The following is a 14,325-nucleotide window of genomic DNA, read 5'->3' as shown; positions in this document are numbered from 1 at the left end:
CGGAACGGTCGAGCGGGATGCCCCTCAGTCGGGCATGACGGCACCCGCCTCCCTGCGCTTCACCGTCGCGACGAGGTCACGCTGGTCGTCCGCGCTCCAGGAGAGCTGTTCCTCGCCGTCGGACTCCACCTCGCCGTTGCCCTGGACGAGGTCGTAGGTCAGGTCATGGGTGGAGTAGGTCTGTCCTCGCTCGTGCGGCCAGCGCCGGGCGAGTGCCTCCTCGTCGAACGAGACGGGAGCGCCGTCCTTGATGACCGTGAGGATGTTCCGCTTGTCCTGGAGGACGCGGATGTCCTGCAGGGGATCGCCGTCGACGACGATGATGTCCGCGAGCATGCCGGGCTCGAGGGTGCCGACCCGGCCCTCGAGGTTCAGGGTCACGGCGGCGTTGCAGGTCGCCGCCTGGATCGCCTCCATGGCCGACAGCCCGGCGTAGTCCATGAGCAGTTCCAGTTCCCGGGCGTGCCACTCGCCGTAGGGCGTGACGGAGAAGCCGCTGTCCGTGCCCGTCACGAAGACGACGCCGGCCTCGTGGGCGCGGTGCAGGGTGGCCGCGGTCTTGTCCAGGGCGCGGGCCATCCCGTCCCGCAGGGGCGCCGGCGCCCCGACCAGCCGCCCCCACTCCGCGACATTGGCGAGCAGGAGCAGCGTCGGGACGAGCGGTGTCCGGGAGTCGGCGAGTCGCTCGATGACGTCGTCGGTCATCGTGTTGCCGTGCATGATCCAGTCGATGCCGGCGTTGACTGCCGCGCCGACCTCTGACGAGCCACGCGCGTGGATCGTGACCCGCTTGCCCAGCTGGTGGGCCAGGGCGGTGACGGTCTTCATCTCGTCGTCGGTGAAGGCCTGGTAGTCCCCGTAGGGGCTGTCGGCCAGCTTGATCAGGTCGACGCCGTTCTTCACCTGGTGCCGGACCTCGGAGATCATCTCCGACACCGTGTTCGCGAGGACCCCGATCGACCCCTCCGGTACACCCACCGAGTCGGGGTACCAGTCGGTCAGCCCGTTGCTGGTGGTGATGTAGCGACCGGCCGCCGTCATCCGTGGTCCGAGGACCATCTCGTCCCGGATGGCCTCCCGGAGGCCGACGCCGATGTAGTAGCTGCCGCCGGGCTGGGAGATCCCGGTGACCCCGGCGCGCAGGACCTTCTGGGCGTGGAAGGCGGCCTTCAGCGTGCGCAGCTCCGGACTGGTGTAGAGGTCGATCTCCTCCTCGCTCCGGCTCTCGCCGTAGGTCATGTGACAGTGCGCGTCGATGAGACCGGGCATGACGGTCTTTCCCGAGGCATCGACCCGCGTGACGGCTTCCCCCCGGGGCACCCGGTCGGCGACGTCCGTGCCGACCGCCTCGATCAGGTTCCCGCGGACGAGCACCGTCGCGTTCGGCTGGACCGCCCGGCCGGTGGCATCGATGACGTTCCCGTTCTCCACGAGCAACCACTCGGTTCGCACGGCAGACCACCTCCGGTGGACGACAGATCAGCCACCCGGGGCCTTGGCAGAACGACGGCTCAGCGGCAGAGTGGCCCGCCAGAGTCCGTGGACACCAAGGCGCCCGTCGACTTGCGTGGCGCTGAACGTACTCGTGCTTGCATACAAGTCAAGGGTCTTCTGCATACAAAGAAATCGGGACTTGGATGCGAAGTGAACGGTTGTGCACCGCCGGAGGCGAGAACCCGCTACTCTTCAACGGGCGCCGGCCGCGACTCGCCGACGCTTTGCCCCATCCGACACCACGACGACCGCACAGCGAGGTGGGGATGAGCCGCCGAGTCCCAGGCCAGGCAACGGCTGCGGAACTGGCCACCGCCGCCATCCGGGAAGCAGTGATCATCGGCGCGGTCAAGCCCGATGAACCGGTCTATGAGGAGGAGTGGGCCGCCCGGCTCGGGATCAGCCGTACTCCCGTGCGGGAGGCGATCCAGGAACTAGTCGCACGCGGGCTCCTGACCCGGAACGGCCGGACGGCCTACGTCTTCCACCCCTCACTGAGCGAACTGCTGGAGATCTACGACATCCGGTTGCCGATGGAACAACTCGCCGCGTCACGGTGCGCCGCCGTCGCGGACGACGCACTGGTCGCCGACCTCGAGGCGCGGTTCGCGAAGATCCGGGAGCACCGCGTGGACTCCGGTTGGTTCGCTGATCACGAGGCCTTCCACATGCGACTCTTCGAAGGCAGCCGCATGCCGCGCCTCACCTCGCTCATCCAGTCCCTGCGAGCTCAGTCCGAGCCCTACGTCCGCCTGGCGGTCACGGTCGACCAGGAGTTTCGGGACAACTCCCGGGTCCAGCACCACTCGCTGGTCGACGCGGTCCGCGCTCGCGACCCCGAGATGGCCGCGGCCATCGTCAAGGAACACCTGGACACCACGCGCCGGAAGCTCTCCGAGATCATCCAGGCCTCGACCTCGGTCGACGCGCTCCTCGTGCCCCGACCCTGACGCCGGGCACGAGGACCCGGCGGGCTGTCAGGCGACGCGCTTCACCAGGCCGAATAGGCCAGTGCGTGGTCCTCGGACTCCGACGTCGCCAACTGGAGCGCCGGCACCGTGCGCTGGTACTGCCGCGCGCCGTACAGGAGGGGCGCACCGGTGCTCGGGAAGGCGATCTCCCGGACCCGCCCGATGTAGATGACGTGGTCACCGGCCTCCACCCGCTCGACCACGGCGCAGTCCAGGTGGGCGATCGAACCACTGACGCACGGCGTGCGACCAGCGCCGGGCAGGACGCGGCCGACCTCGTCGAGGAACTTCGGCATCCCCGGGGCGGCACCGAACTTGGCCGTCTCGATGCCATGGGCACCCAGGAGGCACAGCCCGTACTCGCCGTGTTCGGCGATCATGCGCGCCGGGACGGACGTCTGCGCAAGAGACACCAGGACCATGGGGGGCTCAGCGGAGACGGAGCAGGTGGCGGTGATCGTCATGCCCCAGGGCCGACCGCCCACGGAGGTCGTCACGACAGCGACGCCTGCCGTCAACAGACTCATCGAGCGGCGGAACGCCCCGCTGAGGTCGAGCTCGTCGTGGGGCCGGACTACCGCATCGCTCACGCTGACTCCTCGCCTACGGTCTTTCCAGGATTTCGATGTATACAAGCGCGGCGCCTTTGCGCGCGTCAAGACTCAGGCACGAAAGCGCCCACCACCGTTGGGGAACCCGACCGATCCCGCCCGGTTCACCATGCGCACCTGGATCTGCAACCTGAGCGGGCGGGGACCCCGCCCGCTCAGGTTGCAGGAGGCCCGCCGGCATCCCGGGAAGGGTTGCCCGCCCCCTTCCTGAGCGGGCGCCGCTACGCGATGATTCGCCGCACTCTCCAGGGCGGCCCGCCGATCGCGCGGCCGCCACGAGAACGCGAGGGGCGCCGATCATGACCGGAGACGCACGCGATCCACACCTGCGGGCCGGGACCGGGGTCGCCACCGCCGGGCGCCTGCCCACCTTCCTGCTGATCGGGGCGATGAAGGCCGGCACCACGAGCCTCTACCACTACCTCAGCGCGCACCCCCAGGTGGCCACGCCCCGGTACAAGGCGCCGGAGTTCTTCGTCGCGGAGTCCAACTGGCATCGCGGGATCGACTGGTACCGACGGCAGTTCCCGCCGCCCGGCCCGGAGATCCTGGCCGTCGGGGAAGCGTCCAACCTGTACACCAAGTACCCCCGCTACGCGGGCGTCCCTGCGCGGATCGCGACGCATCTCCCCGACGTCCGGCTCGTCTACGTGGTGCGCGATCCGGTCTCCCGGATCCGGTCGCACTACCAGCACCGCGTCGCCGAGGGCAGGGAGAAGGCAGCCTTCGCCGAGGCGGTGTTCGCCGACCCCGCCTACCTCGACTACAGCCGGTACGCCCTGCAGATCGAGCAGTACCTCGAGCACTTCCCACGCGAACAACTCCTCGTGATCACCTCGGAGGAGCTCCGTTCCGACCGGCAGGTCACGATGCGGAGGGTGTACGACTTCATCGGGGTCGATCCGGACTTCGCGCCGGCCGACCTGGACCGGGACTTCTACCGGACCGAGGACCGCCCCGCTCGCTCACTGGTCCCGCTCCGGGTCCGCAGGGGCCTCAAGCGCCGATTCCCCCGCACCCGGCGCTTCAAGGAACTGGAGAGCAACACGCTCAGCAGGATCCGCCGGGTCACCGGCCGGAGCGGCGGCCGGACCGGCCCCCCGCCCCGCGTCGACATCGCCGACGCGCTGCGGGAGCGGATCGGAGCCGTGCTCGCAGACGACGTGCGGCGCCTGCGCGCTCACCTGGGGCCCGACTTCGACGGATGGGGAATCGCCTGAGGGTGACGCCCCTGGGGAATCAGCTGAGGAGCGCGACCGCCTCACCGGTCCGGCCGGGAAAAGCGCGGCGCAGCTCGGCGGCCACCTCCGGCGGCGTGAACCATTCCGGCAGTTCCTCCCCCTGCGCCAACCGCCGGCGCTGCTCGGTCCCGGAGATGCGCAGGCAGTGGTGCCCGGGCGGGACCTCGTCCTCGGGGACGTGGCGCTGCAGCTCCCGGACGAAGACCATCTGCCGGAACGGGACGACGCCGATGCCGAGCTCGTCCTCGTGCCTGCGCAGCAGGTCCTGCGCCTCGGACGGCTCGTAGAACGGCCGCCCCTGCGAGTCCGGCCCGGGCCCCGCGTGGTCGCGGCCGACGATGAAGTGGGTCGCCCCGTGGTTCTTGCGCACGATCGCGTGCCACAGGGCCTCGCGCGGGCCGGCCATCCGCATCGCCAGGGGAAGCACCGACAGCAGCACCGTGCCCGGCGGATAGGTGGGCAGCAGGGCGCGGTAGCAGCGGACCCGCACGGACGGGTCGACGTCGCCCGGCTTGGTGATGCCCACGACCGGGTGCAGCAGCACGTGCGCCCCCAGCTCCCGGGCCGCCCGGATCGTGAGCTCCTGGTGTGCCCGGTGCATCGGGTTGCGCGTCTGGAAGGCGACGACCGTGTCCCAGCCGCGGTCGGCCAGCTCGCGGCGCAACTCGGCGGGCGTGTGGCGCAGCGAGCGGAAGTCGTGGTGGGTGGGCAGCGCCAGGACCGCCAGCGGGCCGCTCACGTACCAGGGGTGGGTCTCGTGCAACAAGGTGTGGACGCCGGGGTGGGCCGGGTCGGTCGTGCCGAACACGGCCGCCGCCTCCGCCACGCGGTCCGGCCGCCAGGCCTCCCGCAGCCACAGCACGGCCAGGTCGGCGCCCCGGGCGCACAGCGTGAGCCCCCCGGCTGACGAGGCCGCCGCCACGACGCACTCGGGCAGGTCGAGGGTCACGGGAATCGGCCAGAGCTCGCCGGTGGTGAGGCGCATGGCGGTGCAGACCGACGCGTGGTCGGCCCGGCCGAGGAAGGTGCGCAGCGGCGAGAACCCGCCGGTGGCCAGCAGCTCCAGGTCGCAGCGCTGCCGGCGGGTCAACTCCCAGCGGGGCAGCTCCTGCGCGGCCGCGGCCACGGCGCGACCGTCCTCGACCCGGAGGTCGACGAGCGCGCCGCCGTGCGGGGGCGGACCCGGGATTGCCATGGCGCTCCTCCGGTCGGACCGGCGTGTCAGGTCGGGTGCACGGGCGCCGGCGCCGAGCCCAGCACCGGGGGCCGTTGCTCGACCGGGCCCTCCGTCGCCAGGAGGGGCCAGCCCCTGCGGAGGACGAAGTCGAGCCAGAATCCGCACGCCTGCGACGTCAGCACGGCGGTGAGCACCAGCGTCGTGAAGAACGGGGCGCTGATGATGCCCGCGTCGAAGGCCACGCTCGCCAGCACGATGCCCGGCCCGCCGCGGGCGTTGTGCGTGAGCGCCAGATTCACGATGTCCAGCCCGCGGAACCCGGCCAGGCGTGCGGCCACACCGATCGAGACGACGACCACCAGCGTGGACCCGACCAGGAACGCGACCAGCATCAGCGGCGAGAAGCCCTGGGTGAAGTCGAGCCGGTAGCCCACGATCGCGAAGTAGATCGGGATGAACACCGCCCCGGAGACGTGCGCGATCGCGTCCAGGGGTGCCCGGAGGCGCTGCGTCTCCGTGCCGTCGACACCGCCGACGATCGCGAAGCCGGCCAGGAACGCGGCGAAGGCCAGCGTCACGTCGAGGGCCGCCGCGACGCTGACGTAGGCGAGGAACACCGCGATGATCCACGCGATCGGGGACTGCCTGGCGACGACGTTCCAGCGGGCCCGACTCATCCGCCGCAGGAGCCGTGGGAGCACGGTCATCCCGAGGACGACGAAGGCGATGTTGATCCCCACGTGCACGGCCACCGTCCCGGCGACCGCCTGCCCGCCGGCGGCGACGGTCGCCGACGCGATCGCCGTCGCCAGGGCGAGGAAACCCCACAGCACGATGTCCTCGAGGACGGCGACACCGAGCATCAGGCTCGCGAATCGGGTGTGCAGAATGCCGAGGTCGTAGAAGATCTTGGTGATGACCGGGATCGAGGTCACCGCTGCGGCAATGGCGATCACGAGGATCACCGCAGCCTCGCTGCGCGCCTCCCCCATGAATGCGCCCAACGGGAGAATCGACGCGACGCCCAGTGCGAAGCAGAATGGCAGCACAGTTCCCAGGCCGAGCAGCCAGGCCGTCGGTCTCCGATTCTCCCGGCTGAGCACATTTCGCGCACTCGTGCCGGAGATGAACATGAGAAGCAACAGACCGAGGTGGTACAGAAAGCCCAGGACGACCGTGGCAGGATCCTTGTCACCGTCTCCGAAGATCTGCGCCGCGACCTGCGGCGCCAGGAGCCCCAACAGCGACGGCCCGAGCACGACGCCGGCCAGGATCTCCCCCACGACTCTCGGTTGACGCAGCCGCACGGCGAGCAGGCCGAGGAGGTTGGCGCCGGCGACCAGCAGCAACAGCGCCAGCGCCAGCGAGCCCAGACTCTCGGTCGACATGGATCCCCCACCCCGTGTGATGGTGCCGACGGACCGCCCGGCGGGCCTCGGTGGCGGTCAAGATAGCGGCGTCGAGAACGTCGGGGGCAGGATGTCGGCGCCCAGTGCCCAACAATCCCCGGAAATCGGTGACCCCCTCGGAGAACGGCGGTCGTCAACCGTCATCTGCATGACACGCCACCATGCAGATGCACGAGGGCCCAGCAATTACTGAACGCAAAGGATCACGCTGCGAGGCGGCGCGGGAGCGGGTAGCTCCGCACCGCCGAGAACGCTCCTTGATTCACCGCACCACGAGTACGGGAACTCGATCGGCACGGTTGCCCCACCTAACGTCTGCGCACGCCTGCACGCCGGTGTTGTGGCGCCGGTCCGTCGATCGGTGGCCGATACCGGGTGCATCTCCTGCACCGATTGCGAGGGAAACCGTGGACGTCTCGGAGCAGTCCCTGCTCACGCCCCCCTCCGTCACAGCACAGCGGGCCACCGCGTGCCGGCTGTTCGTGGTCCGCCACGGAACCACCACCATGAACGTCGAGAACCGCTACCGCGGGCGCTGCGACGTGCCACTGGATGCGCAGGGTTACCAGGACGCGGTCGATGCCGCGCGCCAGCTGTCGGGAGTGGGACTCACGGCGGTGTACTGCGGACCTCTCCGGCGCACCATCGCCACCGCGCAGATCATCGCGGACGAGGCGCGGGTGCCCGATCTGCGCATCCTGCACGGGCTGAACAACGTCGACTACGGCGCGTGGGAGGCGATGACCGCCACCGAGGCCGCCGTGTTCGACCCGGAGGCGTTCGAGCTGTATCGCACGTCACCGAGCCGGGCGGTGTGCCCGCAGGGCGAGCGACTCCGCGACGCGCAGACCCGCATGGTGGAGGCGCTCCGGCTCATCGGCAGCCGACACGCCGGCGAGACGGTGGTGGCGGTCACCCACGCCGTCATGATCCGGCTCGCCGTGGCCCGGCTGACGGGCGTCGAGGGCGAGAACTGGCGCATCCCGGTGGGACGCGGTTCGCTCACCCACTTCGAGGTCGAGGACGGCCGGATGGTGCTGGCCGAGCTCCCCGAGGGCGACGACGTCGACTAGGGGCAGCACCCCGGCACCCCGGCGCCCACTCTGTTCCCGGTGCACGCTGCTCCGTCCGGGCGGTGGCGACGACGTCCAGCTCGTCGCTGGTCTTCCCCGTACCCGTACCCCGCTGACCCGGTCCGGTCAGGCGCTGGCGGCCTCCTCACCGGCGATGCCGGTCGCCCCCCGCGGGCGGCCGCGGTCGGGCGCGGGCAGGATGCGCTCGAGCAGGTCCTCGGGCACGAGCCCGGCCGCGCCGAACCGGCGGCCCACCTCGACGAACTGCGGGGCGACTGCCGCCAGCTCGGTCATCAGCTCTCGGGCGGCGTCCTCCCGGCCGGCCAGGCCCGCGACGATCGCGCGCCACAGGACGTGGTCGGGCTCGGTGTGCGGGTCGGGCACCCGCAGCTCCTCCAGGACCAGGTCGGCGGTGACCGGGTCGCCGCCGATCGCCTGCTGGAAGCCGCGGACGACGTCCTGGTACCGGCTCAGCCGGACCACGAGCTCGCCCAGCTCGGTGACCGGGTCGAGTGAGTCGTCGACGCGCAGGTCCACGACGGTGTCGTGCCAGGGTCGGCCGGTGGTGACCGCCCGCACGACGATCACCGCGGCCGACCGCCGGCCCCGGAGGTCCCCGCCGGCCTCCTCGGCCGCACGGAGCGCACTGAGCAACCGGTGCGCCAGCGGGCCGTCGGAGGTCTCGAACATCGCCACCATCGATTCCCAGACCTCGGGACCGGTGACCATGTTCCCCAGCGCGACGCAGCCCTCTCCCACCAGGTGGCCGGCGGCCTGCACGCAGTTGCTCCCGGTGTAGGCGGCGAGGTCCCCGGAGACGTCGAGGACGGCGACCTGGCGGCGCTCCGGATGGGGGTCGACGCTGCGCAGCGCGATCAGCGCCTCATTGGCCGTGAACCCGCCGCGCAGCAGGTCCAGCCCGATCTGGCCGTACATCGGCTCGGCCATCGACTGGCTGGCGATCACCCCCTGGCCGGGCAGTGCGAAGGGCACGCTGTTGCCGACGGCGAACGCCTGCGACTGCGTGGCGACGCCCATCTCTCCGGTCTGCAGGTCACGGGCAACGATCGAGTAGGTCACGGACAGCGCCTACCCGGATACCCCCCGGACGGCAAACACCGCTCGGCCGGAAGGCGCTCCCACCCCCTCGGGGTAGGTCGGTCCCTGTGGCCTCCAGCACCGAACGCCGCAGGTCGATGCCCTGATCGCGTGATTTCATGCCATGACCGTCGACCGGAGGACCGAGATGAGCCGCACCGGCGCTCCCTCGCTGTGGCGTCGCGCGCGCCGGCTCCTGGCGCGCCCCGCCCAGCCGGTGGAGCAGACCCGGTGGCTGTTCTTCGTGATCGCCCTGGTCTCGCTGCTGCTCACGACCCCGGGGGCGCTCGTCCGCGCGGGCGCCGCGGACCTGGTCCTGATCGCCGTCTCCTGCCTGGCCCTGGTCGTCTCCTGGACCCACCGCTACCGGTCGCAGACGACATCACTCGCGTGGGACGCCGTCGACGTCATGGCGACGACCGCGTTCGCGCTGGCCTGCCCGATACCGGCCGTCGCCTACGGCATCGCCTTCCCGGCCATGTGGTTCCGCGTGATGTACGGCCGGACGTGGCGCGTGGGGCTCTACGTCGTCGGGCTCGGCGGGGCGCTGGTCGCCGCGACCCTGGCCTGGGGGCTCGTCCCCGGGCATGCCGGCTCGACCGAGGCCGGCCCGGTGGTGGGCGCTCTTCCCGTGCTCGGCCTGACCTTCATCGGCGCCCGGCACCTGGCCCTGAGAATGCTCGCGCGGGAACAGGCCCGGGGCCGCGACTCGGCGCTGCTCGCGCTGAGCACCGGCCTGCTCGGGCTGACCGATCCGATGGCGATCCGCGATCAGGGCTGGCGCGCCGTCGAGGAGATCTGCCGGATGACCCCGGGGTTGCGCGCGGCCGCCGTCGCCGACGACGAGCAGGGGTCCCTGCGCATCGTCGAACGAGCCGGCGAGTTCGACCGGGACCTCATCGCGCTGCCCCGGGATCTGCTGCCCGCCGGCGAGGCAGGGGACGAGATCCAGGAGCTCGCGCATGCGGGAGCGCTGGCGGAGGCGACCGGGTTCATCCGGCAGTGGCTGCGCATGCCGTTGCCCGCGTTCCCGGGGCACGCCACGGTGTTCCCGGGGCACTCGATGCTGCTCGGGGCGCCCGACGGCGTTCCCGCCGAGGCGATCACGGCGATCCAGTCCCTGAACAACCTGGTCGCGCTGGCGCTCCACAGCAGCCAGGCCCACCGCGACCTCGAGGCGCAGGCGCTCACCGACGCCCTCACCGGGCTGGCCAACCGGGCGGCGTTCACCGCCGCGCTGGACGAGGCCGCCCGCGAGGCGATCGGCCGGACCTGGGTGCTCTTTCTCGACCTGGACGACTTCAAGGTGGTCAACGACGGCCTGGGGCACGTCGCCGGGGACGAGCTCCTCGGGCACGTCGCCGCCCGCATGCTCGGCGCCCTGCGCGACGGGGACCTCTGCGCCCGCCTCGGCGGGGACGAGTTCGGCGTCCTGCTGCGCGACGCCGGGCAGACCGAAGCCCGCCGGATCAGCCAGCGCCTGGTCGAGCTGCTCTCGGCACCCATCACGCTGGACGGGCGGCTCACCCGGGTGGGGGCCAGCATCGGCCTGGCCTGCCTGCAGCCCGGGGCCACCGGGACCGAGGTGGTGCAGCAGGCGGACATCGCGATGTACGCCGCGAAGGCGGCCGGCAAGAACCGCGTCCAGACCTTCTCCCCCACCCTGCTGGACGTGGACGCGGCCGCCGCCCTGGCGGTCGAGCTGCGCGCCGCGGTGGAGAAGGAGCAGTTCGTCGTGCTCTACCAGCCGATGGTCTCCACCCGCGACGGGCGGTGCACCGCCGTGGAGGCGCTGGTGCGCTGGGCGCACCCGACTCGCGGCCTGCTGGCGCCGGCGGACTTCCTCGACGTCGCCGAGCACACCGGCGTGGTCATCCCGATCGGCGAGCAGGTGCTGCGGCGCGCCTGCGCCGATGCTGCCGCGTGGCGGGACCGCGGCGAGACGGTGGCCCTGCACGTCAACGCCTCGCCCTCACAGCTGGCCCACCCGCGCTTCGGGGCCGTCGTGCGGGAGTGCCTGGAGACCCACCTGCTCGCCCCCGGGCAGCTGATCATCGAGATCACCGAGTCCACGGTGCTGGACTCCCCCGCCGTCCAGGCCGGCGTCGAGGTCCTGGCGGGTCTGGGTGTCGGTCTCGCCGTCGACGACTTCGGCACCGGGTACTCGGCGCTGACCACGCTGCGGACCCTGCCGGTCGACGTCGTCAAGATCGACAAGTCCTTCGTGGCCGGGGCGGCGACCGAGGTCGCCGACCAGGCGGTGCTCGAGGCCATCGCCCAGATGGCCGCCCGGCTCGGCCTGCAGACGGTGGCAGAGGGCGTGGAGGACGCCGAGCAGCAGCGGTTCGTCGAGCAGGCGGGCATCGACGCGGTGCAGGGCTACCTCGTCCTGCACCCGGTTCCCGCCGGCGAGCTGCGCACCTGGTTGGCCGGCCGGACGGGCCCTCAGGCCGCCCGGGACCGGTTCGCCCGGTTCTGACACCCGTCCCGATCCCCGGCACACGCCCAGCACCCGCCGCGGCGCGCGCCCACCGCCACCTCGCCGTCCCGGTGGACCGCCTGCACCCCGGTCGGGCTGATCAGCACCGGCATCGACACGTCCTGGCCATGCCAGATCCCTCGTCACATCCAGGGGCCGCGCGACAGCGCGGGCTCGTTCGGTCCTCGCGACCGTGCCGGCCGCGGTGAATCCGTCACCTGCTCACCGCGCGAGCAGCGAGAACCGCGCGATCGCGTCGTCGGCGAGCTCCACGCCGAGGCCCGGCCGGTCGTCAGCGCCCAGGTGCCCGTCCTGCACCGCGTGCGGCTCGACCAGCAGCCCGTCCCAACCGGGGCCGCCGTAGGCGTCGAACTCGATGAGCGGGGCGTTCGTGCAGGCCAGGATCAGGTGCAGGCCGGCCGCGAGCGAGATCCCGGTGCCCGAGGAGCAGGCGATGTGGGGGACGCACTCGATGTTCCAGGCGCTCGCCATGTCGGCGATCCGCTTGGCCTCGGAGATGCCGCCGACACTGGTGCAGTCGGGCTGGAGGACGTCGAAGGTCCGGCGGGAGAGCAGGTCGAGGTACTCGTACCTGGTCAGCAGGGACTCCCCGCCGGCCAGCCGCAGCGAGACCCGGTCGGCCAGCCAGGAGTGGTCGTCGACGTACTGGGTCAGGCTGCGCGACAGGATCGGCTCCTCCAGGAAGGAGACGCCCAGCTGCTCCAGCTCGCGGGCCAGGGCGAGGGCGGTTCGCCGGTCGAACGACATGTTGCCGTCGACCATGATCTCGATGTCGACCCCGACGGCGTCCCGCACGCTCGCAACCAGGTCGACCGTCTCGCGCAGCCGCCGGGTGGCCCGCAACTTCATGGCCGTGAATCCGTCGGCGACCGCCCGCCGGCACTCCTCCACGATGTCCTGCGTCGGCTTGAGCGAGGGCGCGAAGTAGGCGCGCACCGTCGACTTCGCCGCCCCGAGCAGGCGGTACACCGGCTGCCCGCTGACCTTCCCGAGCAGGTCCCACAGCGCGATGTCCACGCCGCTCAGCGCATAGGTCTCGATCCCGCGCCGGCCCCACATGTGCGTGGCATCGAGCATCTGCTGCCACAGGGCGGCGATGTCCCGGGGATCCTGTCCCACGAGCATCGGCGCCAGCTGGTCGTTGACGATCGGGCCGACGGTCGGGAAGTACTCGGCGGAGAACCCCGCCTCGCCCAGCCCGACGACGCCCCCGTCGGTCTCGACGCGGACGACGATGCCGCCCTTGACCCCGACGACCATGGCGCCCCAGCGCAGCTGTTCGTCGAGGGGGCTGCCCAGCGGGATCGCCTCGACGCGCACGATCTTCATCTCGCCCGTCCGCTCAGCCGGCGGCCGGCGCGTCGCCGGTGCGCGTGAGGTGGGCGATGATCGCCTCGACGAACTGCGGCAGATCGGTGGGCGTCCGCGACGTGATGACGTTTCCGTCCTCGACGACCGCCTCGTCGACCCACGTGCCGCCGGCGTTCTCCACGTCGTCCCGGATCGGCAGGTAGCCGGTCGCCCGGCGGCCCTTCAGCGCACCGGCGGAGACGAGCACCCAGCCGCCGTGGCAGATCGCCGCGGTCAGCCGGCCGGCGTCGTGCACGCTGCGGACCAGCTCGATCATCTCGGGGTGCAGTCGCATGTTGTCCGGTGCGAACCCACCCGGGACGACGACAGCGTCGAGGTCGTCCGCGCGGACGTCCGCCGCCGCGCAGTCGGCCGGCATCGGGTAGCCCTCCTTGCTGGCGTACGACTGCTTGGTCCCGCTGCCGACCACGCGCACGGTGGCGCCGGCGGCCTGCAGACGCAGCAGCGGGTACCAGCCCTCGAGGATCTGGTACTCGTCCTCGATGAGCAGTGCGATGGTCTTGCCTTCCAGGCTCACGTCGTGCCCTTCCCTTCGGTTCGTGCTCGTGGGTCGTGCTGGGGACGGCTCAGTCAGCTCATGACGAGCCCGCCGCTGACATTGATCGCCTCGCCCGTGAGGGCGGAGGATGCGCCCGACGCGAGGAACAGGCAGACGTCGACGACCTCGCGCGCCTCGATGAAGCGCCCGATCGGCGCGCCCGTGCGCCACTGCTCGGCGATGTCGGCCACCGTGGTGCCCTCGGCCTCGGCGTGGCCGCGCATCACCTCGTCGAGATGCGGGGTCTCGACCGGCCCGGGGCAGACGGCGTTCACCCGGATCCCCTCCGAGGCGACCTCCAGTGCGAGCGTCTGCGTCAGCCCGAGCAGGGCCCACTTGCTGGCGACGTAGGCCGAGCGGTGCGGCAGGCCGCGCTTGGCCACGTTCGAGGCGATGTTGATCACCGTGCCGCCGGGGCGGCCGGTCATCTGCCGGAGCGCGGCGCGGGTGCAGAGCATCGCCCCGGTCAGGTTCACCCGGAGCGTGCGCTCCCAAGCGGCGAGCTCCAGATCTCGCACCAGCGCGACCGGGGTGCCCAGCGCGGCGTTGTTGACCAGGATGTCGACCGGGCCCCACTGGTCGGCCAGCCGGTCGAAGGCGTCGGCGACGCAGTCCTCCGACGTGACGTCGAGGTGGATCCCGACGGCGGTGCCGCCCGCGGCGTGGATCGCGTCGACGACGGGGTGCGTCGCCCGGATGTCGGCCACGCCGACGCGAGCCCCTTCGCGGGCCAGGCCCTCGGCGATGTGCGCGCCGATGCCCTGCGCGGCGCCCGTTACGATCGCCGTTCTGCCCTCGAGTCGCACGGTCGACCTCCTTCGGTGTCCATGGGGGCGTCCCTG

12 protein-coding genes are annotated in these 14,325 nt (G+C 71.7%); 4 read left to right on the top strand and 8 right to left on the bottom strand.

The features are described 5' to 3' along the window. Positions 1 to 24: 24 nt before the first annotated feature. Positions 25 to 1,452, bottom strand: coding sequence for an amidohydrolase family protein (locus BMZ50_RS14355; RefSeq protein WP_091325766.1), 1,428 nt, complete (start codon positions 1,450 to 1,452; stop codon positions 25 to 27). A gap of 308 nt (positions 1,453 to 1,760) precedes the next feature. Here BMZ50_RS14355 and BMZ50_RS14350 point away from each other — a divergent pair, with 308 nt between their 5' ends. Further along, positions 1,761 to 2,444: a GntR family transcriptional regulator gene (locus BMZ50_RS14350; RefSeq protein WP_177212791.1), complete on the top strand. Its 684-nt coding sequence runs from the start codon at positions 1,761 to 1,763 to the stop codon at positions 2,442 to 2,444. A 41-nt stretch (positions 2,445 to 2,485) separates the two neighbouring features. Here BMZ50_RS14350 and BMZ50_RS14345 read toward each other — a convergent pair whose 3' ends face one another. Beyond that, complete coding sequence (locus BMZ50_RS14345; protein ID WP_091325761.1) at positions 2,486 to 3,055, bottom strand: flavin reductase family protein; 570 nt, start codon at positions 3,053 to 3,055, stop codon at positions 2,486 to 2,488. 320 nt (positions 3,056 to 3,375) lie between these two features. Here BMZ50_RS14345 and BMZ50_RS14340 point away from each other — a divergent pair, with 320 nt between their 5' ends. Further along, positions 3,376 to 4,296 (top strand): sulfotransferase family protein, encoded by a 921-nt coding sequence (locus BMZ50_RS14340; protein ID WP_091325758.1) that lies wholly within the window; start codon positions 3,376 to 3,378, stop codon positions 4,294 to 4,296. Positions 4,297 to 4,315: 19 nt separating this feature from the next. On the opposite strand, the gene sat is transcribed toward BMZ50_RS14340, so the two are convergent. Together sat and BMZ50_RS14330 are read right to left on the bottom strand one after the other, a co-directional pair. Next, positions 4,316 to 5,512: a sulfate adenylyltransferase gene (sat, locus tag BMZ50_RS14335; protein ID WP_091325756.1), complete on the bottom strand. Its 1,197-nt coding sequence runs from the start codon at positions 5,510 to 5,512 to the stop codon at positions 4,316 to 4,318. Positions 5,513 to 5,538: 26 nt separating this feature from the next. Further along, a complete protein-coding gene (locus tag BMZ50_RS14330; RefSeq protein ID WP_091325754.1) occupies positions 5,539 to 6,882 on the bottom strand; it encodes a cation:proton antiporter in 1,344 nt (447 codons plus the stop codon). 182 nt (positions 6,883 to 7,064) lie between these two features. On the opposite strand from BMZ50_RS14330, the gene BMZ50_RS25075 reads away from it, so the two are divergent. Continuing rightward, a complete protein-coding gene (locus BMZ50_RS25075; protein WP_091325752.1) occupies positions 7,065 to 7,976 on the top strand; it encodes a histidine phosphatase family protein in 912 nt (303 codons plus the stop codon). Positions 7,977 to 8,102: 126 nt separating this feature from the next. On the opposite strand, the gene BMZ50_RS14320 is transcribed toward BMZ50_RS25075, so the two are convergent. After that, positions 8,103 to 9,056: a DUF1028 domain-containing protein gene (locus BMZ50_RS14320; RefSeq protein ID WP_091325751.1), complete on the bottom strand. Its 954-nt coding sequence runs from the start codon at positions 9,054 to 9,056 to the stop codon at positions 8,103 to 8,105. A 166-nt stretch (positions 9,057 to 9,222) separates the two neighbouring features. On the opposite strand from BMZ50_RS14320, the gene BMZ50_RS14315 reads away from it, so the two are divergent. Next, positions 9,223 to 11,553, top strand: a complete 2,331-nt coding sequence (locus BMZ50_RS14315; RefSeq protein ID WP_177212789.1) for a putative bifunctional diguanylate cyclase/phosphodiesterase — start codon at positions 9,223 to 9,225, stop codon at positions 11,551 to 11,553. Positions 11,554 to 11,775: 222 nt separating this feature from the next. On the opposite strand, the gene BMZ50_RS14310 is transcribed toward BMZ50_RS14315, so the two are convergent. The 3 genes from BMZ50_RS14310 to BMZ50_RS14300 are packed head-to-tail and all read right to left on the bottom strand — an operon-like array spanning position 11,776 to position 14,289. Next, entirely contained in the window at positions 11,776 to 12,903 is a 1,128-nt protein-coding gene (locus BMZ50_RS14310; protein WP_091325745.1) for a mandelate racemase/muconate lactonizing enzyme family protein, read from the bottom strand. Between the two features lie 13 nt (positions 12,904 to 12,916). Then, positions 12,917 to 13,462 carry a type 1 glutamine amidotransferase domain-containing protein gene (locus BMZ50_RS14305; protein WP_091325743.1) on the bottom strand — a complete coding sequence of 182 codons (546 nt, stop codon included), beginning with the start codon at positions 13,460 to 13,462 and terminating at the stop codon, positions 12,917 to 12,919. Between the two features lie 53 nt (positions 13,463 to 13,515). Beyond that, positions 13,516 to 14,289 carry an SDR family NAD(P)-dependent oxidoreductase gene (locus BMZ50_RS14300; protein ID WP_177212788.1) on the bottom strand — a complete coding sequence of 258 codons (774 nt, stop codon included), beginning with the start codon at positions 14,287 to 14,289 and terminating at the stop codon, positions 13,516 to 13,518. Positions 14,290 to 14,325 lie beyond the last annotated feature (36 nt).

It is taken from the genome of Geodermatophilus ruber (assembly GCF_900114385.1).
Taxonomy (GTDB): Bacteria; Actinomycetota; Actinomycetes; order Mycobacteriales; family Geodermatophilaceae; genus Geodermatophilus; species Geodermatophilus ruber.
This window is presented reverse-complemented; position numbering and strand designations above follow the sequence as displayed.